The organism is Candidatus Planktophila lacus, from assembly GCF_002287925.1.
Classification (GTDB): domain Bacteria; phylum Actinomycetota; class Actinomycetes; order Nanopelagicales; family Nanopelagicaceae; genus Planktophila; species Planktophila lacus.
This window is the reverse complement of sequence record NZ_CP016769.1, coordinates 319,724-342,061: the sequence shown is the minus strand read 5'-3', so window position 1 is coordinate 342,061 and position 22,338 is coordinate 319,724. Positions and strand designations below refer to the sequence as shown.

Annotated in this window: 22 protein-coding genes and 1 other RNA gene; 6 read left to right on the top strand and 17 right to left on the bottom strand. The window is 46.1% G+C overall.

Annotated features, from left to right (window positions below; genetic code table 11):
• The first annotated feature begins 5 nt into the window (after window positions 1–5).
• Window positions 6–719 carry a DNA alkylation repair protein gene (locus A1s21148_RS01705; RefSeq protein WP_095670766.1) on the top strand — a complete coding sequence of 238 codons (714 nt, stop codon included), beginning with the start codon at window positions 6–8 and terminating at the stop codon, window positions 717–719.
• Here the strand turns inward: A1s21148_RS01705 and A1s21148_RS01700 are convergent.
• A complete protein-coding gene (locus A1s21148_RS01700) occupies window positions 712–1,179 on the bottom strand; it encodes a GNAT family N-acetyltransferase (protein WP_095670765.1) in 468 nt (155 codons plus the stop codon). The genes A1s21148_RS01705 and A1s21148_RS01700 overlap by 8 nt on opposite strands.
• 46 nt (window positions 1,180–1,225) lie before the next feature.
• On the opposite strand from A1s21148_RS01700, the gene A1s21148_RS01695 reads away from it, so the two are divergent.
• Window positions 1,226–2,299 (top strand): transaldolase family protein, encoded by a 1,074-nt coding sequence (locus A1s21148_RS01695; RefSeq protein WP_095670764.1) that lies wholly within the window; start codon window positions 1,226–1,228, stop codon window positions 2,297–2,299.
• Window position 2,300: 1 nt separating this feature from the next.
• On the opposite strand, the gene katG is transcribed toward A1s21148_RS01695, so the two are convergent.
• From katG to A1s21148_RS01685, 3 genes are all read right to left on the bottom strand, one after another.
• On the bottom strand, window positions 2,301–4,466 hold the full coding sequence (gene katG / locus A1s21148_RS01690) for a catalase/peroxidase HPI (protein WP_095670763.1): 2,166 nt from the start codon (window positions 4,464–4,466) through the stop codon (window positions 2,301–2,303).
• A 100-nt stretch (window positions 4,467–4,566) separates the two neighbouring features.
• Window positions 4,567–4,734 (bottom strand): hypothetical protein, encoded by a 168-nt coding sequence (locus A1s21148_RS07500; RefSeq protein ID WP_190276925.1) that lies wholly within the window; start codon window positions 4,732–4,734, stop codon window positions 4,567–4,569.
• Window positions 4,735–4,748: 14 nt separating this feature from the next.
• Complete coding sequence (locus tag A1s21148_RS01685) at window positions 4,749–5,072, bottom strand: YciI family protein (RefSeq protein WP_095670762.1); 324 nt, start codon at window positions 5,070–5,072, stop codon at window positions 4,749–4,751.
• Window positions 5,073–5,136: 64 nt separating this feature from the next.
• On the opposite strand from A1s21148_RS01685, the gene A1s21148_RS01680 reads away from it, so the two are divergent.
• Window positions 5,137–5,499: a TipAS antibiotic-recognition domain-containing protein gene (locus A1s21148_RS01680; RefSeq protein WP_190276903.1), complete on the top strand. Its 363-nt coding sequence runs from the start codon at window positions 5,137–5,139 to the stop codon at window positions 5,497–5,499.
• Between the two features lie 16 nt (window positions 5,500–5,515).
• Here A1s21148_RS01680 and A1s21148_RS01675 read toward each other — a convergent pair whose 3' ends face one another.
• The 3 genes from A1s21148_RS01675 to A1s21148_RS01665 form a co-directional block, all read right to left on the bottom strand.
• Complete coding sequence (locus A1s21148_RS01675; protein WP_095670760.1) at window positions 5,516–6,517, bottom strand: TerC family protein; 1,002 nt, start codon at window positions 6,515–6,517, stop codon at window positions 5,516–5,518.
• Window positions 6,518–6,697: 180 nt separating this feature from the next.
• Window positions 6,698–7,024, bottom strand: coding sequence for a DUF2200 domain-containing protein (locus A1s21148_RS01670; protein WP_095670759.1), 327 nt, complete (start codon window positions 7,022–7,024; stop codon window positions 6,698–6,700).
• 25 nt (window positions 7,025–7,049) lie between these two features.
• Entirely contained in the window at window positions 7,050–7,262 is a 213-nt protein-coding gene (locus tag A1s21148_RS01665; RefSeq protein WP_095671791.1) for a DUF4287 domain-containing protein, read from the bottom strand.
• A gap of 258 nt (window positions 7,263–7,520) precedes the next feature.
• Between A1s21148_RS01665 and A1s21148_RS07540 the strand changes: the two genes are divergently transcribed.
• On the top strand, window positions 7,521–8,975 hold the full coding sequence (locus tag A1s21148_RS07540) for a response regulator transcription factor (RefSeq protein WP_223299407.1): 1,455 nt from the start codon (window positions 7,521–7,523) through the stop codon (window positions 8,973–8,975).
• A 24-nt stretch (window positions 8,976–8,999) separates the two neighbouring features.
• Here A1s21148_RS07540 and A1s21148_RS01655 read toward each other — a convergent pair whose 3' ends face one another.
• Both A1s21148_RS01655 and rnpB read right to left on the bottom strand, forming a co-directional pair.
• Window positions 9,000–10,034 carry an SDR family oxidoreductase gene (locus tag A1s21148_RS01655; protein ID WP_223299406.1) on the bottom strand — a complete coding sequence of 345 codons (1,035 nt, stop codon included), beginning with the start codon at window positions 10,032–10,034 and terminating at the stop codon, window positions 9,000–9,002.
• Window positions 10,035–10,530: 496 nt separating this feature from the next.
• An RNA gene (gene rnpB, locus A1s21148_RS01645) (RNase P RNA component class A) lies at window positions 10,531–10,884 on the bottom strand.
• Window positions 10,885–10,928: 44 nt separating this feature from the next.
• Here rnpB and A1s21148_RS01640 point away from each other — a divergent pair.
• Window positions 10,929–11,828 carry an agmatinase family protein gene (locus tag A1s21148_RS01640; RefSeq protein WP_190276901.1) on the top strand — a complete coding sequence of 300 codons (900 nt, stop codon included), beginning with the start codon at window positions 10,929–10,931 and terminating at the stop codon, window positions 11,826–11,828.
• Here the strand turns inward: A1s21148_RS01640 and hutH are convergent.
• The 5 genes from hutH to A1s21148_RS01615 are packed head-to-tail and all read right to left on the bottom strand — an operon-like array spanning window position 11,821 to window position 18,393.
• Window positions 11,821–13,374 (bottom strand): histidine ammonia-lyase, encoded by a 1,554-nt coding sequence (hutH, locus tag A1s21148_RS01635; RefSeq protein ID WP_095670757.1) that lies wholly within the window; start codon window positions 13,372–13,374, stop codon window positions 11,821–11,823. The genes A1s21148_RS01640 and hutH overlap by 8 nt on opposite strands.
• On the bottom strand, window positions 13,355–14,530 hold the full coding sequence (gene hutI / locus A1s21148_RS01630; protein ID WP_095670756.1) for an imidazolonepropionase: 1,176 nt from the start codon (window positions 14,528–14,530) through the stop codon (window positions 13,355–13,357). Before hutI ends, hutH begins: the two co-directional genes overlap by 20 nt.
• Window positions 14,527–16,188, bottom strand: coding sequence for a urocanate hydratase (hutU, locus tag A1s21148_RS01625; protein ID WP_095670755.1), 1,662 nt, complete (start codon window positions 16,186–16,188; stop codon window positions 14,527–14,529). Before hutU ends, hutI begins: the two co-directional genes overlap by 4 nt.
• Window positions 16,189–16,230: 42 nt before the next feature.
• Window positions 16,231–17,106: a sugar phosphate isomerase/epimerase family protein gene (locus A1s21148_RS01620; RefSeq protein WP_095670754.1), complete on the bottom strand. Its 876-nt coding sequence runs from the start codon at window positions 17,104–17,106 to the stop codon at window positions 16,231–16,233.
• 3 nt (window positions 17,107–17,109) lie between these two features.
• Window positions 17,110–18,393: an amylo-alpha-1,6-glucosidase gene (locus A1s21148_RS01615; protein ID WP_095671788.1), complete on the bottom strand. Its 1,284-nt coding sequence runs from the start codon at window positions 18,391–18,393 to the stop codon at window positions 17,110–17,112.
• 42 nt (window positions 18,394–18,435) lie between these two features.
• Here A1s21148_RS01615 and A1s21148_RS01610 point away from each other — a divergent pair, with 42 nt between their 5' ends.
• Complete coding sequence (locus A1s21148_RS01610) at window positions 18,436–19,557, top strand: Gfo/Idh/MocA family protein (protein ID WP_190276900.1); 1,122 nt, start codon at window positions 18,436–18,438, stop codon at window positions 19,555–19,557.
• On the opposite strand, the gene A1s21148_RS01605 is transcribed toward A1s21148_RS01610, so the two are convergent.
• The 3 genes from A1s21148_RS01605 to A1s21148_RS01595 are packed head-to-tail and all read right to left on the bottom strand — an operon-like array spanning window position 19,546 to window position 22,244.
• Window positions 19,546–20,433, bottom strand: coding sequence for a TerC family protein (locus tag A1s21148_RS01605; RefSeq protein WP_190276899.1), 888 nt, complete (start codon window positions 20,431–20,433; stop codon window positions 19,546–19,548). The two genes, A1s21148_RS01610 and A1s21148_RS01605, sit on opposite strands and share 12 nt — an antisense overlap.
• Window positions 20,430–21,515, bottom strand: a complete 1,086-nt coding sequence (locus A1s21148_RS01600; RefSeq protein WP_095670752.1) for a bifunctional RNase H/acid phosphatase — start codon at window positions 21,513–21,515, stop codon at window positions 20,430–20,432. Before A1s21148_RS01600 ends, A1s21148_RS01605 begins: the two co-directional genes overlap by 4 nt.
• The gene (locus tag A1s21148_RS01595) at window positions 21,516–22,244 is read right to left on the bottom strand and encodes a zinc ribbon domain-containing protein (protein ID WP_095670751.1); all 729 of its coding nucleotides are present in this window, start codon (window positions 22,242–22,244) and stop codon (window positions 21,516–21,518) included. It lies immediately after the preceding gene.
• Between the last annotated feature and the right edge of the window lie 94 nt (window positions 22,245–22,338).

Below are 22,338 nucleotides of genomic sequence, written 5' to 3'. Positions count from 1 at the left end.
TAGATATGAGCGCAAAACAGGTCATTGCAGATCTCAAAGCCCTGTCATCTGTTGGAAAAGCCGCCGAGCTGCAACGCTTCTTTAAGACCGGCCCCGGGGACTACGCCGAAGGCGATATCTTCATTGGCGTTGTTGTACCGCAGACTCGCAAAGTCGCTGCACGATTCAAAGAGTTGCCTCTCAATGAGATCGCAAAACTTACCAATTCAGATATACACGAGGTTCGACTCTGTGGGCTGATTATTCTTACAAATCAATTTAAGAGATCTCGAGATTTAAATGAGAAGAAGAAGTTCTTCAACTTCTATCTAAAGGAGCTGAAAGCTGGCAACATTAACAACTGGGATTTAGTTGATGTGACTGCTCCTACTTTGGGCGAGTATCTGCTTCAGATAGAAGATCCCATGGCGGTCCTAAATAAGTTGGCCAAGAGTAAATCTCTCTGGGAACGTCGCGTATCTGTCGTCTTTACCTTCGCCTTTCTTCGCGCTGGCGATCTCGAACCAACTTACGAAATGGCAGAGCGCCACCTTGGAGACAAACACGATTTAATGCACAAGGCGGTCGGTTGGCTTTTACGTGAGATGGGTAAACGAGATCCTGGTTTACTCAGGACTTTCTTGCAGGAATATTGCACTCAAATGCCCAGAACGGCGCTGCGTTATTCGATTGAGAAGTTTTCGGAAAGTGAACGAAAGAGATGGCTACTGACTAGATAGTTTTTGCGAAAGACAAATAATCCTCGGCAACGCCATCATGCATAAATAACTTTTTAAGTCTGCCTTCATACTCCCAGCCAGCTTTTTCAAAGGCTTTCTGCATTGCAACATTCTCTTCGGAAGTAGATCCTTCTAGACGATGAAAACTATTGGCAACAGCCCACTCCCACGCCAAGTTAAGTGCGGCAGTTCCGGCACCTTTGCCACGTTCATCTTCTGCAATATCAAGCCCAATATGACCGGATCCGTCAGGCATCGTTTTGTCGCAATGGCGTAGCTGAATATCGCCAATCAATTTCCCATCTCGCAATAGGGCAAAATGCAGATAGTGATCAAGCCAGGTACCTGAGGAATCAAAGCGCGCTTTAAATCTCTGTTGCGCTTCGCTGGTTTCAAGGCCGCGAACTTGGCAGGCGCGCTCAAATTCTTCTGGCTTGTAAGGGCGCATTTCAAAGTTCATAGTTGAAACTTTATGGCATAAAGGCGGAATCTACTAAGATAGAAATATGACTCAATCACCTTTCCTGTATATGAAAGAAAATTCCAAGACAGTACTTTGGAATGACTCTGCTGATCCGAAAGAGCTAAAGGATGCACTTACTTGGGGAATCGTAGGAGCGACATGTAATCCGGTCATCGCACTCAGTGCGATTAAAGCCGATAAGGAATATTGGGTAGGGCGCATTAAGGAATATGCCAAGAACAACCCGACTGCCACAGATGATCAAATTGGTTGGGCAATGTTTGAGGAACTTTCGATCAATGCGGCAAAGATCTTTGAGCCAGAGTTTGAAAAGCAAAATGGAAGAAATGGTCGTCTATCTATTCAGACAGATCCACGTAACTTCCGTGATGCCAAGGCTCTAACTGAACAAGCAGTGGTGTTTTCAAAGTTAGCCAAGAATATTATTGTGAAGATTCCGGTTACTTCAGAGGCGATTAGCGCATTTGAAGAAGCTACCTACCAAGGCGTGAGTTTGAATGCGACTGTTTCATTCTCGGTTGCACAAACTATTGCAGTAGCCGAAGCGATTGAGCGCGGTCTTAAGCGCCGTGAAGCAGAAGGTTTAGATATCTCACAGATGGGTCCGGTCTGCACGATCATGGTTGGTCGCGTTGATGACTGGGTAAAGGTTTCAGCAGAAAAATCTGGCGCCATGATCGATCCAGGCGTTATGGAGTGGGCCGGCGTTGCCGTCTTTAAGCACGCACACCAGGTTTACAAAGAGCGTGGCTATCGCACTCGTTTGTTATCTGCAGCCTTCCGCAATCACATGCATTGGAGCCAAATTCTTGGTGGAGACTCTGTTATCTCACCTCCATATGCTTGGCAGGTAAAGATCAATAAAGCAGAGCTTGTTCCGAATTTAAATAGCATCGAAGAGTCAGTTGACCCAACGATTCTAAAGACACTTCAGACGCTGCCAGAGTTCAACAAAATGTATGACGTCGACGGACTTAAGATCGATCAGTTCACCAACTTCGGTGCAACTCTTCGAACTTTGCGAGGCTTCTTACAATCAGTAAACGATCTCGAAGCATTTGTTCGAGATGTAACTGTTCCTAATCCAGATAAGTAATTTATCTCTTTAGGTCGTAGCGGTCGGCGTTCATCACCTTTGTCCAGGCTTTTACAAAGTCCTTAACGAACTTCGCTTGGCCATCGCTCTGGGCATAAACCTCAGCGTATGCACGCAAGATTGAGTTAGATCCGAAGACCAAATCAGCGCGAGTTGCAGTGAATTTAACTTCGCCAGTTGTTCTATTGCGTAAGTTATAAATGTTTTCGCCTGCTGGCTCCCAGATGTAGGTCATGCTGGTTAGCACGCTAAAGAAGTCGGTATTAAGCGTTCCAACTTTTTCCGTGAACACACCATGCTTAGTTCCACCGTAGTTTGTTCCAAGTGCACGCATGCCACCCATTAACACGGTCATCTCTGGCGCAGTTAGCCCCATAAGTTGAGCGCGATCAAGGAGTAGTTCTTCAGGCTTAGCTGAGTACTCCTGCTTCAACCAGTTACGGAATCCATCGTGAATTGGTTCAAGTGGTGCAAATGAATGACCATCTGTCTGTTCTGCTGTTGCATCTCCACGACCTGCTGCAAATGGAACGGTGATATCAAAGCCAGCAGCCTTAGCTGCAGTTTCAACTCCAACATTTCCGGCCAAGACAATTACATCGGCGATGCTCGCACCTGATTCTTTTGCAATTGGTTCAAGAGCTGCAAGTACCTTCGCCAAACGCGCTGGTTCGTTGCCTTGCCAATCTTTCTGAGGTGCAAGACGGATACGAGATCCATTTGCGCCTCCGCGCTTATCTGAACCTCGGAATGTGCGAGCGCTATCCCAGGCGGTTGCAACAAGATCAGAAACGGAAATTCCTGTCGCTGCAATCTTTGCTTTAACTGCTGCAACATCGTAAGAAGTTGAGCCAGGAGCAATTGGATCCTGCCAAATTAAATCTTCCTTTGGAACATCTGGTCCAAAGTAATTCACCTTTGGGCCAAGATCGCGGTGGGTTAACTTAAACCAAGCGCGCGCAAAGACTTCGCTGAAGTAGGCAGGATCTGCGTGGAAACGCTTTGAGATCTCAAGATAAATCGGATCCTTGATCATCGCCATATCGGCATCAGTCATCATTGGGTTATAGCGAATTGATGGATCTTCAACATCTACCGGCTTATCTTCCTCGGCAATATTGATTGGCTCCCATTGCGTTGCTCCCGCTGGAGATTTCTTTAACTCCCAGTCGTACTTAAAGAGAAGTTCGAAGTATCCGCCATCCCATTTAGTTGGGTGCGTAGTCCAAGCTCCTTCAATTCCACTTGAAACAGTGTCGCGGCCAATGCTGCGAGTTGTGTGGTTCATCCAGCCAAGACCTGCTTCAGAGATGTCTGCACCTTCTGGGCTTGGTCCGAGTCGTGAAGCATCACCGTTTCCATGTGCTTTTCCTACGGTGTGACCTCCTGCTGTTAGCGCAACTGTTTCTTCATCATTCATCGCCATACGCGCAAATGTTTCGCGAACATGTTGAGCAGTCAGCAATGGATCAGACTTTCCGTTTACGCCTTCAGGGTTTACGTAGATCAAACCCATTTGAACTGCTGCTAATGGATTTTCCATTGTGCTGGCATCTTTAACATCCTTATAGCGCGCATCACTTGGCGCCAAGAATTCGGTCTCAGGACCCCAGTAAATATCTTTCTCAGGGTGCCAAATATCAGTACGTCCAAAACCGAAACCAAATGTCTTTAGACCCATTGACTCGTATGCGATTGTTCCGGCGAGAACCAATAGATCTGCCCAGCTAACTTTGTTTCCGTACTTCTGCTTAATCGGCCAGAGAATACGACGAGCTTTGTCGAGGTTTACGTTATCTGGAAAAGAGTTAAGTGGTGCAAAGCGAAGGTTTCCAGTTCCGCCACCACCACGACCATCGGTCGTGCGGTAAGTACCGGCGGCATGCCATGACATACGAATCATTAAGCCGCCGTAATGTCCCCAGTCCGCAGGCCACCAAGGTTGGCTATCTGTCATTAACGCGTGAAGATCTTTTTTGAGCGCTGCAAAGTCGAGCGTCTTTAGCTCTTCGTGATAATCAAAATCTTCACCGAGCGGATTAGATTTTGTATCGTGCTGATGCAAAATATCTAGATTTAAATTCTTTGGCCACCAGTTGACATTAGATGCGCCAACTTTGGTATTTGAACCGTGAACAACTGGACACTTACCTGAATTTTCAGACATTTTGCACTCCTCTAACTAACGCTTAATGATTTGGACTCTATCAAAACTTCTACCAGGCCAGATCCTTGAGTCTCAGCAACTGATACGAGAATGGGTGTTTTCACCCCTTTGATTGCTGGCGTTTCTTCCAAAATCGATAGTTAATCCAAAGTATCAGCGCCAAACCCAGACCCTGTAGTCCAGGTGAATCATCGGCTTCGCCAGAAACTAGCGCTAGCGCTCCAATTACCAATCCAAGTATTGGAAGAATCTTTCTAAGCATGTTCATTTGTATCCGATGCGCTAAAGAAGTGGGCGAAGTTCGACTTTGCGGTTGCAAGCTTTGGAACCGGCGAAAGCCAAATCTTTAGCAATTTCCAGATTTGCCGCCTCAATCAACCAGAAGCCGCTGAAATTTTCCTTTGCATCGAATAGAGGTTTGCCCGTATCGATACCTGCATCGCCGCGATTATCAATCACGCTCGCATTTTCGGGCGCACTTAATCCCCCAGCGAAAATCCATTGGCCATTGGCGCGCAGACTGTCGTTGAATGCATTTATTTCGACCATCTCAGCCGGAGTTCCAGAATTAGTTAAATCATCAATTACAAAAATTATAAACTTCATGGCGCGAGTTTACATATACCCCAAGAGAAAGGCTACGAAAAACGAGTTGAGGTTAGAATTAGGCATGTCTGAATACGATGATGAAGTGCAAGCGCGATGGGGAACTACCGCCGCATATGAACAGTCCCAAGCGAAAACTTCGAAATACTCAAAAGAAGATTTTAGAAAAGCCAAGATAGACCAAGAAGCTGCCACCGAACTCTTTGTGTATGCCTTTGGCAATGGGCTAGATATTCAATCTGAAAAAACACAAGCTGCAGTTATCGCCCATAGAGATGCGATTTCAAAATGGTTCTACGAATGCTCTCCTGAAATGCAAAAAAATCTGGCTGTTATGTATCTTGAGGATAAGAGATTTAAAGAGTATTACGACGGCCGCGTGCGCGGGTTAGCGCAATACGTTCACGACGCCATAATGGCTCAGTAAATTCTCTCATTCGAAACTACTCCTGGTTATTAACTTCGGGATGCTTTCCTGAAGTAACGCGACCAGCATGAGCCTGCGCCTGTGGATCTCGCTTTACCTTTATAAAGCTCGCCACCGTTGAAACCAGCAGAATTAAACCGATTACAGCCAAGCTGCCAACGGTTGGGATCTTAGGAATCTCAGTCCAGGTTTCGTGCAAATAAGTCAGGATCAACTTAATTCCGATAAACATAAGAATTACTGACAGACCAAGAGATAGGTAAACCAACTTATCTAGCAGCCCCTTGAGCAAGAAGTACAAGGCGCGTAAGCCCAAAAGCGCGAATGCATTAGCTGCAAAGACCAAGAATGGCTCTTGTGTAACACCGAAAGTCGCTGGGATTGAATCCAGCGCAAAAAGTAGATCGGTTGATGCGATAGCGATCATCACCAAGAACATAGGTGTGGCGATGCGCTTGCCATTTTGACGCGTAAATATCTTCGAACCGTCGTATTCATCAGTCATAGCAATACGTTTTCTGATGGTGCGCACCATGCCGTTATCTTCAGGTGAAGGGTCTTCATCCCAGTGCTTGAATAAGCCAACGCCGGTCCAGATAAGAATTGCACCGAAGATCACGAATGTGAAGCTAAAGGCGGCTAGCGCTGCTGCACCAACTGCGATAAAGATTGCGCGGAGAACGAGCGCAAGAATGACGCCAAACATCAACACTCTTTGGTGGAATATTGATGGCACCTTGAATTGAGCCAAGATGATTATGAATACAAACAAGTTATCTACAGATAACGATTTCTCAACGAGATAAGCGGCAAAGTACTCAGTTCCAAATTGCGAACCTGCACTTTGCCAGACCCAGATTCCAAAAGCAATGGCGACGCCGATGTAGAAGATCGACCAGATTGCCGCCTCTTTGAACATTACATCGTGGGGTTTGCGACTTACGGTGAGTAGATCAATAACGATCAGCGCAGTGATTACGCCAATAACTACAGTCCAAGTTAAAAGTGTTACATCCATGTTTATTAAACCTATTCGTTAAAGGGGCAGATACTGCCAAGGTCTCCCTCACCACAATGTGGTCGCAACTCCGGGATAACTTCTATCCGTATTGACGAAGGTGCGTTAGCGAGGTACTCCCCTTAACTTCGCGAAAGTCTATGGTGATATTTAAAGCTTCGCAAATTAAACACTCGGCTATCAAACTTGGCGAAGGACCTTCTCCATTGGTCGGCCCTTGGCTAGTTCATCGACCAACTTATCCATGTAGCGAATCTTCTTCATCAGTGGGTCTTCAATTTCAGCAATTTTTACGCCACAAATACTTCCTGTGATCAGTTTGGCTTTCGGATTAATCTTGGCCTCTTTGAAGAACTCTCTAAATGTAATTTCATCTTTAAGATGCTTTTTCAGAGTTCTTTTGTCGAACCCTGTCAGCCACTTGATAACCTCAATTAGCTCATCCTCAGTCCGATCTTTTCGGACTACCTTGTTTACATAGTGAACATAAACCGACGCCACTGGCATCTCGTAGATCTTGTGAGTCAATTAATTACAGGCCGTTCTTTTGTCGAAATACCGCCACGATTGCATTTGCATGGCCGTGTCCCATTTCAAACTTTTCCTTCAGGTGCGCCACCTGTTCCATGTGAGCAAGCTTGGAAACCTTCTTGAGTTCCTTCATCCAATGTTCGATCGGCTTTCCATACTTCTTCTCTATGGATGGAAAGTAAGATGCCGGACCCATTACCTTTTTCTCAGCCATTGCTAAATCGTAGAAGACCTCTCGCTCCGTAAGCCAGAGCCTCACCCAGCGGGGTGACTGACAAATCGCCCCTTTTTATCACCCCACTACGCTGAGAATCACCTATAAAAAACTCCCTAAATGCCTCACCCTAGGAGGGTGAGTAGCGACGCTTCCAAATCACCCCTCCCGGGCTTTGCCAGCAGCGTCCAAAAAATTATTGAGACTGCGATTGAAAAGAATGATTTAGATTTTTTCTATCGCCTCTACTTAACCCGAATGGCGGAGTTGTCGCTAACTGGACAAGGAAAAGAATTCATCGAGTATGCAAAGAGCTCTCTTGATGAATCAGAAAATAGCTTGTTCATGGCAAGGGGATTTGAAGCCATTGGCAATTTGATTGATTTGGATTTTAGAAAATGCACCACCTTGCTCGATGAACTAGAGAAAAGTACTAAAGGTAATCCGATTGAAGTCTGGGTAGATCAGATAAGCAATCTCTGTCGAGCATATGTGAATTTTCATAGCGGTAACCATCAATTAGCGCTAAAACACGCCGAAATTTCAATCAATTCTCCAATTAAAAGTGGAACGTTAGATCCGATGGATAGGGGCCGATTGATTCGGCTAGTTGCTTGTATCGCTCTGGTTACATCTGATACTAATAAGCTAAATGAATGCGCTGAAGATATTTTGCACATCGATAATCCCGATAACTTAAGTGTTTTAGATCAAGCCAAATCTGCGATTAAATCTATGCAATTACTCTCGCAAGGTGAGTATAAGAAAGCCTACGAGTTAGCCAAATCCACAATTGCACTTGAAGAGGCTTCTGGTCGAGTTGGAATCGCATCACCGTTTGATTGTAGATTTGTATTAATCCGCTGCCTATATGAATTTTCAATGATTGACGAAGCACTTGATGAAATGGTGAAGTTAGGAAAAGAGGCTCAGGAAAATAGGATGATCTTTATCAACTATCTTTGCCTAGTTGGTGAGATTAGAATTTTGTCACGTATTCCTAATAGCCAAGATAAAATTTCAACAAAGGTCGCTCGATTGAGGAATGAACTTCTACTTGATCCAGATCTAAAGGCGATGACCTGGTTAGTCGATTTGGGAGAATTACTAGCAAAGAATCAGTCAAAGGATCTGGGCAGAATCGACACGATTGTTAAGCGAAATCCAGAAATTCAATACTTACAACAGCTGGGTAAAAGTGTTTTAAGAAATTCAAAACTCAGTGATGTGAGCGAGATAAAGAAACTCTCAGAAAATACGCCTCACGAGGTAATTAGGAAGAATTTGGCTCTGGCTAAAATAAAAGATGAAGGTGCAAAGAAACAGCGTGAGTACCTCAAGATCGCTCTTGCCAAAGGCGAAGAGGTCGGGGCGCAAGAAATCTTCCTACGGCAAGAGAATTCAACTCTGGAAGCAATCATCGATTTATCTTCTACGAAGAAGTCAATCTGGTTGGAGTCCTTAAGCAGGTTGGCGATTGACCGGATTCAAGAACGTAACCGGTTAATGAAATTTACTGGAGAACAACTAACAGGGCGCGAGATTGAAGTCTTGAGATACCTAGTATCGGAGAATTCGATCTCAGAAATTGGCCAAATTCTGCACATCTCGAAGAACACGATGAAAACTCACCTGCGAAATATTTATAAAAAATTAGGCGTAAGTGGCAGAGGTGAAGCCGCCAAGAAGGCCAAAGAAAATCTGATTATCTAAAGAAGAGTCGCCCTTTAGGCCGGATCAGCCTTTGATAAAGCCATTCTTAATCAAATAATCCGCAGATTCTTTTAAGGTGACTTCAACAGGAATAAAGCTAATGTTCAACAAGCGCTGAGCCTTGGACCCACTAACATTCATGGGCTTTCCTAGTTGAGGCAGAATCGGCTTTATAGAACCATCGAATAGTGAAAGCAAGCGAATAATGAATGTGGGCGCCTGCGCTGACTTGACCTTACTCTTTGGATACAAGCTCTTTAAAAACTTCGCTATCTCAACAAATGATCTGGTTTCTGAGGAAGCGATTATGCGTTCGTTTTTTGTATTTTCACTCTTGATTGCGTAAACATGCATCTTGGCAACATCTTGTACATCTACGATTGCAAATTTTAGATCTGGCAACATCGGATCACTTCCGTTTAATACTCTTTCCACAAGCGAAATTGATGAACCAAAGTTCTTATCTAAAGGTGCACCAAGCACTAGAACTGGATTAATGGTTGTCAGGGCAATTTCAGGAGCTTCACTTTTGATGAAATCCCAAGCTGCCTTTTCAGCCAAAGTCTTAGACTTTGTATAAGCCACACGCCCAACTGGATGCTCAACATCTGTCCACATTGTTTCGTCATAGGCCAAAGCGCCAGAAGTTAACTCACGGCCATAGATTGCCGCGACCGATGAAGTCAGAATTACTCGCTTGACTCCAGAATTTTTTGCAGCACGTAGTGCTCTCAAAGTGCCTTCGACTGCAGGGCGGATCAAATCATTCTCGTCTTTGGGCGAAGTGAGTGGAAAGGGCGATGCAGTGTGCATCAACACATCAATATCTTTGAGGGCAGAATTCCAACCCGAATCTTTCTCAAGGTCGAGTTCAATAAATGTTAGACGAGAATCTAGGTATGAAATTTCTAAAAGATGCGGCGCGACTGCATCGCGAACTTCTGATGACTTTGAAAGCTTGCGGACTGAAGCACGAACTTCATATCCCTGATTGAGAAGCTGGAGTGTGATGTGTTTGCCAATATAGCCACTTGCACCTGTAAGAAGAACTCTGGTCATATAGGAAATCATTCCACAAATCACTAATAAAGAAGAGTCGGCCTAAAAGTCGGGAAATTGGAAAAGGCCCCGATCTCTCGAGGCCCTCCCATGCAAATCTACTCCAACTCATTTGACCATTACCAATAGATCGAATTGAAACAGTTAAGACTGTGGTGGAGGCGACGGGATTCGAACCCGCTCCGCTTGTTTGGTAAACGACCAGGCTGCCAATTACAACACGCCCCCAACACGGGAGCGAAGTTAGATCTAAAGCTGGCGCTAAAGAGAAGTGAGTAAGTCACCTGTGTATAAAGTTTTATAAAAAGCAAAAGGGAGCCGGCATGACGCCAACTCCCATTTACTACCAAACCACCGTGCTCGAACTATTGCATAGAACTAGGCCATTTGCAGTAAAGCAAAAGGGACTTGGTATTTAACCAAGTCCCTTTTGCTACCAAACAAGCGTTACTGAATTATGACACATTAATGAAGTTACTCGTAGTAACTAAATGTAAAGAAGAGTCGCCCTGTAAGCCGGATCCTGTCGTTCTTGCGAACGGATCACCATCCATCTAGATCTGTAATTACTTACAGATTCAAGCAACCTACCCGATGGCTCGAACGAGCAGTTCTCAAACGCCATCTGCGTGGTCTTGCTTCAGGTGGGGTTTACCAAGCTATCTGCATCACTACAAATACTGGTGGTCTCTTACACCACCGTTTCACCCTTACACATTTGCATGTGCGGTCTATTTTCTGTGGCACTAATCCCGCGGATTTCTCCGGGTGGGCGTTACCCACCACCTTGCTCTGCGAAGTCCGGACTTTCCTCGGTGTATTGCTACAACGCGGTGATCCGGGCGACTCTTCGTGCATGATTGTAGTCCAAGAATAAAGCCTTACGATTAGCAAATGATGAGCGCAAATCTGCCGCATGATCCAAAGTGGAAGCGCGCCAATACTTTATTAATGTCGTCTGACCCGAGCTCAGATATCGCATTAGTTGGAGTACCGGCACATAAAGGTTCTATTTCGCCGACTAGCGCAGATCAAACTCCAGATGCAATTAGAAGTGCGCTGGCTCGCTACTCAACTTATTCAACTTCGCAAGGCGTTGATTTAAGCGGTCAATCATTTATTGATTTAGGCAATATTGATTCACCAGATGGTCCTGAAGGCGTCGCACGAGTTGGTGCTTTTGTGAGTGGATTATTGGCAAAACACAAGTTAGTAATTGCACTTGGTGGCGATAACTCCATTACCTACTCAGTTGCATCTGGTTTATGGCCAGACTTATCAAAGATCGGCTTGATCACTTTTGATGCACACCACGATCTTCGTGATGGCCAATCAAATGGATCTCCTGTTTGGCAATTGATTCAGGCTGGTTTGCCAGGAAAAAACATTGTGCAAATTGGTATTGCCGACTTTGCTAATAGCGCCGAGTACAGCCAGCGTGCTAAAGAAAATGGCATAACTGTGTTTTCTCGTGGGCAATTGCGTGAGATGACCATTGCTGATGTATTAAAGAAAGCGCTAGAAATCGCTGGCGCTGACGGGCGTGAGATTTATGTTGATCTAGATGTCGATGTATGTGATCGCAGCGTCGTTCCGGCGTGCCCAGCGGCAATGCCTGGTGGAATATCTGCAGATGAACTGCGCCAAGCAGCGCTTCTATTAGGTGCTGATAAGCGAGTTCGCGCAATCGACATTACGGAAATCGATGCTGCCGCTGATTCAGATGATCAACGCACCTTGCGCTTAGCTGCTCTCTTGGTTCTTGAGGCAGCCGCAGGATTTGCTACTAGATAAGTTCTTTAACAACTTCTCTTGCAGCGTTAACGATTGATCCTGAATTAACCAACGTTGTCGCCGCTTCAAGTTCTGGAGATAAGAAACGATCTGGCCCAACTCCCGGAACTACTTTTCGCAACTCTTTAACAACTCGACCTGTTGCAGGTGATGGGCTCAAACCTTCGCGAAGTTCAATGGCGCGCGCTGCAGTAACGAGTTCGATAGCCAAGATGCGAGCGAGATTATCAACAACTTTGCGTAATTTACGCGCAGCCGACCAACCCATAGATACATGATCTTCTTGCATTGCAGATGACGGAATCGAGTCAACGCTGGCAGGAGTTGCAAGGCGTTTGTTCTCGCTAACTAAACCTGCTTGTGTGTATTGCGCAATCATTAGCCCTGAATCAACTCCAGGATCGTGCGCTAAAAATGGTGGCAAACCGGCAGAACGATGTTGATCAAGTGCGCGGTCGGTGCGACGTTCTGCAATTGAGCCCAAATCTGTAGCGGCAATTGCAAGGAAATCTAATACATAAGCAACAGGTGCTCCGTGGAAGTTTCCGTTGGATTCAACGCGTCCATCAGGGAGTACGACAGGATTATCAATCGCTGATGCGAGTTCGCGCTCGGCGATAGTTGAAGCGTAGGAAATAGTGTCGCGGACAGCGCCCGCAACTTGAGGTGCGCAGCGAAGCGAATAAGCATCTTGTACGCGTGAATCATTTTCGCGGTGTGAGGCAACAATGCCCGAGCCTTTAAGCATTGCAAAGATATTTGCAGCACTTACCGCTTGGCCAACCTGCGGACGCAGCGGTGCATGTAGATCGGGGGCAAACACTCGATCAGTACCGAGTAACCCTTCGATGCTCATGGCAGTTGTTATATCGGCAACTGCGCAAAGCTGTTCGAGATCAGCACATGCCATGATCAACATTCCGAGCATTCCATCGGTGCCGTTAATTAGCGCAAGACCTTCTTTAGCTTGAAGTTCGATCGGTTTAATTCCTGCAGCATCAAGCGCCTGCATCGTTGGCATTTCAACACCGTTTGCATCATGGACTTTTCCTTCACCCATTAGCGCAAGTGCACAATGAGATAACGGCGCTAAATCTCCACTGCATCCCAGTGATCCAAACTCTGGAACAACTGGAGTGATTCCATGATTTAAGAAATCGATATAACTCTGCGCTAGCGCAACGCGAACACCGGTGCGGCCGGAAGCCATTGTTCTAAGTCGCAAGAACATAAGTGCCCGGACAACTTCGCGCTCAACTGCTGGGCCAACGCCTGCGGCATGCGAGCGAATTAGCGATTTCTGCAATTGTGCACGATCTGCCACATCAATATGGCGGTTAGCCAAAGCTCCAAACCCAGTAGATACGCCATAAACCGGGATTCCTCCAGCTGCATACTCTTCAATGTATTTTCTGGAAGCGTTGATGGCATCGATAGATTGCTTTGAAAGTTCAACTTTGGCGCCGTATCTGGCAACATCAATAACATCGGCGAAAGTTACTCCTGAGGTTGAAAGAGTTACTGTTCTATTTGATTTGGAGGCCATCGCGCCACACCTGTTCTATTAAGTTAACACCCGGGCGATATGCCAAGTGGATATACGAATCTGCAGAAAGAATCGAAAAGTTAGCGCGCGCACCTTCAAAGAGATGTCCAATATCGTCGCGGCGTAGCGCCTTTGCGCCTCCCATCGTTGCCGACCATAAAGCTAGTTCTGGTGAGAAATGCATCTCGCGAACTGCGATCGCGATAATGAATGGCATGTTCGTTGTGTAAGAACTTCCGGGATTGCAGTCAGAGGCAAGTGCCACGGTGATGCTCGCTTCTAAAAGCGGGCGAACATCTGGATAAGCCGATCGGGTTGAAAACTCTGCGCCAGGCAAAAGTGTTGCCACAGTATTTGATGTTGAAAGCGCTTCGATATCTTTCTCGCTTAGGTGCGAGACATGGTCAACGGAAGCAACATCTAGTTCAACTCCGAGGCGAACTCCTTGGCCTTCTTGAAGTTGGTTGGCATGTAGGCGTGGTTGCAAACCTTTCGCCATGCCGGCCTTAAGAATTGTGCGGGCATCATCTACTGAAAATGCGCCTTTGTCGCAAAATACATCGATCCACTTTGAGTATGGAAGCACTGCATCCAACATCGGACCGGTTACTAAATCCACATAATCTTTTGGGTTCTTCTTATATTCAACTGGAACAACATGTGCACCCAAGAAAGTTGTCTCTTCGGTAAAACTCTGGGCAATTTCAAGTGAGCGCCGCTCATCTTCAACAGTTAACCCGTAACCTGATTTACATTCGATAGTTGTGGTGCCTGATGAATAAGCCTCATTTAATAGTGATTTCGCATTGTTTGTGAGCGCCTCATCGCTAGCGCTGCGAGTTTGTTCAACGGTGTGGGCGATGCCGCCTGCTGTGTAGCTCTCCCCCAGCATCCGTGCGCGAAATTCTTTACTGCGATCTCCCGCGAAGATCATATGTGTGTGGCTATCTACAAAACCAGGGATAACTGCCTTGCCGTGAGCATCGATCTTACGTTTGATGTGATGCGTTGGTGCATCGGCGTTAGGCCCAGCCCAAGCAACAACGCCATCTTCAATCAACAACGCGGCATCGTTAATTACCCCGAGCTTGGTACCATCGTGCTGCGGATCATTTGTAACTAGTTGCCCGATATTGAAAAGGAGCGTGCTGGTCATTCAATATCCAGCATCGGTACATGAACATGGCGTTCCTTGGCAGTATCAATGGCGATGTCATAACCAGCATCTGCATGGCGAATAACTCCCATACCTGGATCATTTGTTAATACGCGCTCTAGTTTTTGTGCCGCCAGCTTTGTGCCATCGGCAACAGAGACTTGACCAGAGTGGATTGAACGTCCCATACCAACGCCACCACCGTGGTGAAGTGAAACCCATGAAGCGCCAGATGAAATGTTGACCATCGCATTTAGCAGCGGCCAATCTGCGATTGCATCTGAACCATCGAGCATCGCTTCAGTTTCGCGATATGGAGATGCGACAGAACCGCAATCTAAATGGTCGCGACCAATAACAATCGGTGCAGAGACTTCACCACGTGCAACTAAATCATTGAAGGCAAGTCCGGCCTTATCTCTTTCGCCATAACCCAACCAACAGATACGTGCTGGCAAGCCTTGGAAGGCGACTTTCTCTTGCGCCATTGTGATCCAGCGATGTAGACCTTCATTTTCTGGAAATAGATCTAGAACAGCTTTATCTGTGCGATAGATATCTTTTGGATCTCCTGAAAGCGCTACCCATCGAAACGGTCCTTTCCCTTCGCAGAAAAGTGGGCGGATATATGCGGGAACAAAGCCTGGGAAGGCAAAGGCTCGTGAATAGCCACCTTGGCGGGCTTCATCCCGGATTGAATTACCGTAATCAAAAACTTCTGCGCCTTTATCCATAAAGCCAACCATTGCTTCAACGTGCTTTGCCATCGATGCTTGTGAGCGCTTAGTGAAATCTTCGGGGTTATCTTTCGCCATCTGTGCTGCGGCGTGAACATCAACGCCAGCAGGTATATATGAGAAAGGATCGTGTGCAGAAGTTTGATCTGTGACGATATCAATTGGTACATCCATGCTGAGCAAGAGCGGGAATAACTCAGCGGCGTTACCTTCAAGCCCAACAGATAGCGGAACTCGCGCATTCTTCGCTTTAAGAACTCTCTCAATTGCATCGTCGATGTTGTCGGCAATTTCATCTAAGTAACGAGTCTGAATTCGCTTTTCCAAACGTGACTTATCAATATCGATAATTAAGCAGACGCCGCCATTCATGGTCACAGCAAGTGGCTGCGCGCCGCCCATTCCGCCACAACCGCCGGTCAGGGTTAGCGTGCCTTGCAAGGTTCCGTTAAATCTCTTCTGTGCAACTGCTGCAAAGGTTTCGTACGTGCCTTGCAAAATTCCTTGCGTTCCAATGTAAATCCAAGAACCGGCAGTCATCTGCCCGTACATAGTTAAGCCAAGTTGTTCTAGGCGACGAAATTCTGGCCAATTGGCCCAATCGCCAACCAAGTTTGAATTTGCTATCAGAACTCGCGGCGCCCATTCGTGCGTTGCAAAGACTCCAACTGGTTTACCTGATTGAACCAGAAGCGTTTCATCATCTTTTAAGTTGGTGAGGCTTTTTACTATTGCATCAAAGGATGGCCAGTTTCGTGCTGCTTTTCCAGTTCCGCCATAAACAACTAAGTTCTCGGGATGTTCTGCAACAGCTGGATCTAAGTTGTTATGAAGCATGCGCAGGGCGGCCTCTTGTCCCCAGCCTTTAGCGGTCAGAGTTGAACCGGTTGCGGCATGCAAAATACGCGGAGTACTAGTCATGGGGTGAACAATATCGGGCGTACGGGAAATGGATAGGGGCTGCTAACCCTTCAGAGCTGCCTCGATATTGCGCATAGAAACCCCTGATTTTTCTTCAGCCGGCTCACGCGCTTTATCTTGTTCGCTCATCATCCAATCCGAGAAGCCAATCTTTTCAAGTTCTGCAAATAGCCCAATTAGATCAAGTGCACCTTCGCCAGCTGGCACGAAAAGATAGTGATCTTCAACTGCAACGTTCATACCTTCGTATTCACCAGTAATAAGTTTTTTCAGAATCTCTGGATCAACATCTTTAATGTGAACATGTGTAACACGTTTTCCGTATTCGACTACACCAGCAACGGGATCTCCCCCACCGACAAGCCAATGTCCAACATCAAGACACATGCCAACCAAATCGGAATCAAGAAGGGCCATTAGCTTTCTGGTCTCTTCAGGAGTTTCAATATAAGTGGCTGCGTGTGGATGGAATGAAGAACGAATTCCGGCCGCTTTCGCTAACTGCGCGTATTTAGCAATGTGATCAGCTAGGCACTGATATCCGGTTTCATTTAGGTGCGGACCTAGATGAGCGCGACCTGCATAAATATCTCGTTCTAAAGTTCCATCAACGGCAAATACCAACATTTCAACTTTGGCACGAATAGCTGCATCAACTATCTCTTGCGAATGAGCATCGGCAGTTGGAAGTGGGCCGTTCTCATCGCAGGCGATATCTAGATACTGTTCGGCAGTCGCTAAATCGTTCTGTTTCATTTGAGATAAGAACTTATCTGAATTTGCTTGCTCAACTGAGATCTGAATACCTTTGAAACCGTAGGCTGCAATGCGACTCAAGAAATCTTCAGACTTTGCCATCTCAAATTTCCAGTTGAGGGCAACGATTCCAACCTTGGCGCTTTTTAAGAGATTACTCATTTTCTATTTCACCTCGTGGATTAGATCTATAAGAATAGTTGACCAGCTAAAGTCAGGTGCCCCACGACCATGTGCAGTTTGCGGGTTGTAATACTCACGGAATCCACTCTTTCGAACCATCGCGATGCTCTGGTTGGTTATGTGGCGTGCTAAGTCATTCCGACCATGGCGCTTTAATCCGCGAGCGATATACCAATTGCTATTGATCCATGAAGGTCCCCGCCATACTAAATTTCCACCAACAGTATCTGGGCGGTAAGTGGGATGGTTCATCGCAGTGCTTGGTATCGGATACTTGGCCCAGTACTCATCTGGATTTAAAATCCGCGCGATGAGTAAATCTGCTTTTCTCTTTTCAAGATCAGGTAAAAGCAATGGCATCAAACACATAAAGGTATTGACGCGCAGTTGCTTATTTTCCTTACCGTTTACACCGTAATAAAGACCGTCTTCTTCGTTCCAGCAGAGTTCATCAAGTGATTTGCGAGCTTTCACTGCTCTGGCCTGGTATTCGTCGTGACCGGCTTGATCTCCAACTTGCTGGCAGAGATCGGCAAGTACATGGAGATTTTCAATGTAAATAGTATTTGTCATTACATCGGCAACGACAAAGTGATTTAGTTCAATCATCTTCTTTGGATCACGATCAAACTTGTCATATGGATCGCAGATTGAATGCCAGCCGCGATCCCAAGATTCGTGCTCCTCATCTTGGATATTCATTATTTCATCCCAGACTGGAGAGTGATCTATACCGGTCTCATCTGGTTGAACTACACGAACCAAGCCATCACCATATGGATTGCGCACAGTGTGAAGCCATTCGTAGAACCGCTTTACAGCAGGCAACACTTCGTTGATGAATTCAACCCCACGACCACGCTTTGCCACAGCGCTTACCGCTTCAGCCAAAAGTGGTGGTTGCATCTCATCTGATAAGTATCGACTGCGGAATGCAATCGCATAAGTCGAAACCATCTCTTCATAAGCATCACGCTGCCAAAAAGTTACGTGAGAGACAAAGCCATCAGAGTGCTGATTCTTGAGCAGACTCTTCAGCTCTGCCTCAGCTTTTTGAAGGTCTACATGACTCAACGCGATTGCGTGGAAGCAAGAATCCCAGAACCACTGAAATGGATAAGTAACGGATGAAGGACAGGTGAAATCAAAGTCATGACCGCACCAATCGGCGTGACCGCGTTGACGATTGCGTTCATGTATCGCCGCAACTTCATCGCTCACCCAAGAAATATCATCCGGAGTTGGGGTGTGGTCATTTATTTGCATTATTTCGCTACGATATCAGCCACATCTAAGAATAGGAATGCAATGAGCGCGATCAAAGTTGGAATTGTTGGAACTGGATCAGTTGCATCTTCAGTTCATCTACCGATACTAACTCGCCGCACAGATCTATTTGAGATTGTGGCTTTGGCCGACCTAAATGTTAACGCTGCACATGCCTTAGCCGATCGCTTTGGTATTTCAAGAGATGTTTGTTTTTCAGATCCTAAGAAAATGATTGATTCGAAGGAAGTTGATGCTGTTCTAATTTTGAATTCAGGATCACATGCCGAGATTGTGGAGATGGCACTTCGAGCCGGCAAGACAGTATTTTGCGAAAAACCTCTTGCCTATTCTCGTGCAGAGCTAAATAGAATTGAAAAAGCAAAGTCGGAATCTGGATCTAATCTAATGATCGGTTATATGAAGACCTTTGATCCAGCAGTTGTTGAGGCGCAGAAAGCGATTAAGACGCGTCCGCGCACAGTCGACGTCTTAGTCTTACACCCAAGTGGAGATAGCCAACTGGTTACTTCAGATGAATCGCTGAATATGCCTAAACCATCTGCTGACTTAATCGAATTGTTTACAAAATCTCGCACAGCAGTTCAGGAGGACGCTCTCGGTAAAGCGGGTGCAGCTTCATTTGGAAATCTGTATTCGGAAATGGTTCTTGGCAGCGTAATTCACGAATTCTCTGTCCTTCGCGCACTTGATATTCATATAACTGAAGTCGATCACGTAGACCGCTGGCCAGCAGGTTCAGCGAGTGATTCGATCATAATTTTTGGTCGCACCGCAGATGGAGTTCGCGTAACGGTGCGTTGGTTCTATCTCGATCAATACCCGATGTACCAGGAGGAGATTCGTTGGGTGAGCGGTGAAGAGGGTCATCACATCGTCTTTCCAAGCCCTTACATTTTGCGCGTACCTACTCAACTTATTTCAACTTATCGCAAAGGTATTGATCATCAATCAAATAAATTTGAATCTTATAAGCCAGCCTTTGAAGTTGAATTAGAGGCGTTCTATCAACTAGTTAAGACTGGAAAGCAGAGCGCAGATCCAATTGCCGATGGCCTTGAAGATTTAGCTTTGGCGCAGAAGATCGCCAAGAAGATCGCAGAAAATGAAGATATCGCTTTAGGTGGCGAACTACTCCTTTGAGATTTCTTTACCTCTAGTTGCATAGAGACTTGTAAGGGCTGTAATCGCCAAGGTGGAGACGATTACCGTCAAGCTAACCTCAAGTGAAATATCAACAACGTGCACGCCATTTTCGTGTAACGCGTGCAAGATCATCTTCACACCGATAAATGCCAAGATAAATGAGAGCCCGCGGCCAAGGTGAACTAATCGATCCATTGCACCTTGAAGCAAGAAGTAGAGCTGACGAAGACCCATTAGCGCAAAGATATTTGCAGTAATCACAACATAGGTGCTGGTTGTTAGCCCAAGGATTGCCGGGATTGAATCAAGGGCAAATACGAGATCGGTAACGCCCAGAGCAATTAGCGCAATGGCGAATGTGCTTAGCCCACGGTTGCGAAGGAAGGCAATTAACTTACCTTCATCTTTTTCTACCTCTTCTTTTTCATTTATTAGCTTCCAGGCGGTGTAAATCAAAAACGCACCGAAGAAGTAAAACGCTGAAGTAAAGCGAGTTACAAGTGCGACTCCAGCAAAGATCAAAATCACGCGTAGAACTATGGCGATAAGGATTCCGAAGAGAAGAACAAGTTGCTGGGATTCTTTCTTTACCTTGAGCGTTGAAATCAAAATGATAAATACGAAGATGTTATCGACAGAGAGTGCATACTCGGTTAGCCAGCCTGCAAAGAATTCAGTCCGCAGTTGATCTGATGTCCAACGTGGCATTAGCAAACCAAAAGTTATAGCCGCCGCCACATAAAAGAGCGTCCATCCGAGAGCCTCTTTTGTACTGGTCTCTTTGTTGCGATGAGCAATAGCCAGGGCTAAATCAAAGATAATTACTGCGGCAAGACCACCAATAGTTAATAGCCACTCGGTTGAACTAATCATGGGCGGAAGTGTCCTGTCTCGTTAAGGCTACGCAGGGCGCGCAGTCCATCTGATGGCCAAATTGATATTGATGTTATTGAACAAGGTGCTGCATCTATATGAAAGACCGCTTCGGTGGGTGCCCCGGTTGCGATCTGTGCCGCTAATTTAATGACTCCATTGTGAGTTACTACGACGACGCGCTGACCTGGATATTCAGCTGCTACTTTTTCTAACGCTTCTTCAACGCGAATACCTGCCTGATCGTAAGACTCGCCACCGGCAGGTGCGTAGGAAGATGAATTTAGCCAGGCTTGATATTCATCAGGGAACTTCTCTTTTACCTCTTCGAAGGAGAGGCCATCCCAATCTCCGAATGAAAGTTCGAACCAAATTTCATCAAAGTTGATTTCAAGTCCTGTGGCAGCAGCAATTGCTTGCGCTGTTTGGGTGGTGCGCATTAGAGGAGAAGCAATTAAAACTTCTGGCTTTAACTTGGCAATCTCTTTGGCAACAGCAGCAGCCTGAGATAAACCTTTCTCCGTTAACTCTGGATTGATTGGCCCAGTTCCCGAAAACTTTCGCAGCGGGGTTAAGATTGTTTCACCGTGGCGAACCATGTACAGCATGGTTGGAACTTCGCTACTGCGAAGTCGCTCAGATAAATAGTTCTGTTGCACTTGTGGTTCAGGCTTATGTGCGGAGCCGCCATCTAGAGCCTTATTGGCTAAGCGATCGGCATGAGAATTTTCATCGCGTGGAATCCATGAGTATTTAACGAGCGAAGGATCGTGAGCTGCTCGGCACTGCTTTGCCAGATCGCGCATATCCGCATGCTTAATCTGCCAACGACCAGACATCTGCTCAACAACTAACTTTGAATCCATGGCAACTTCAACCGTCGCTGCGGAATCCAATTTATTTATATGGCTCAAGCCAGCAAGAAGTCCGCTGTATTCAGCAACGTTATTAGTTGCTATTCCGATGACATCGAAGAGTTCGGCAACGATTTTGCCGTTTTCAGTAACCACTGCGCCGTAACCAGCAGGGCCTGGATTTCCACGTGAACCACCATCGGCAGTTAACTTAAAATTGCGCACCATTTATAGACCACGCACCAAAATGCACCGACATTCTTCGCAGCGTACTAGTTCATCTTCCGGCAAACCTGCAATGCGCTGTAGTTCGATGGTGTTTAAAGTTAAGTGACAACCTTTGCATTGGTTTCCAACCAAGGCTGCTGCTCCTGTTCCATTATTGCTGGTGCGAATTTTCTCGTACAGCGCCATTAGTTCGGGGTTAACGCTGGCTGCAGTCTTCGCGCGATCATCAGCCGCTGCTTTGAGATCTGCAAAGATAATTGTTAGCGCGTTTTCCTTGGAAATTTCTAGGTTGGCAATCTCTGCTGCATGAGCGCTTTCTTCGGCACCAAGTTCTGCGATGCGCTCTTTAATTCCATCAACGCGCATCATGATCTCGAGCTCTACTTCTTCGAGTTCAGCACGGCGTGCAGCGAGGGAAACAAGTTCATGTTGGAGTTGTTCTAACTCTTTGGCAGCCCCTGTGCCAGAGGCAAGGCGGGCTTCATCGCGATTGATTCGTGAGACAACTTGTTCAACATCTGTTTCGGCCCGGTTTAACTCGCGCTTTACATCGTTTAACTCTGTTTCAGCGGCGATACGTAGATCGCGAGCATTGTTCTGCTTGATTGTGAGTGAATTAATCGCCGGTATCTCTGGAAGGCCAGAGGCTTTGGCGTTTAGGGAAGTTGTAGTGAAATCGAAGTTCTGAATGTCGAGAATGGAGCGCTGATCGCTAACGCTAGCCTTCACAACTCGCTCCTTATAACTGCACTTCTTCGTCGCGCACCGGATATTGAATTCTATGGAGAACCTTACTTGATTAGGGCCAGTTGTACTATTTCTC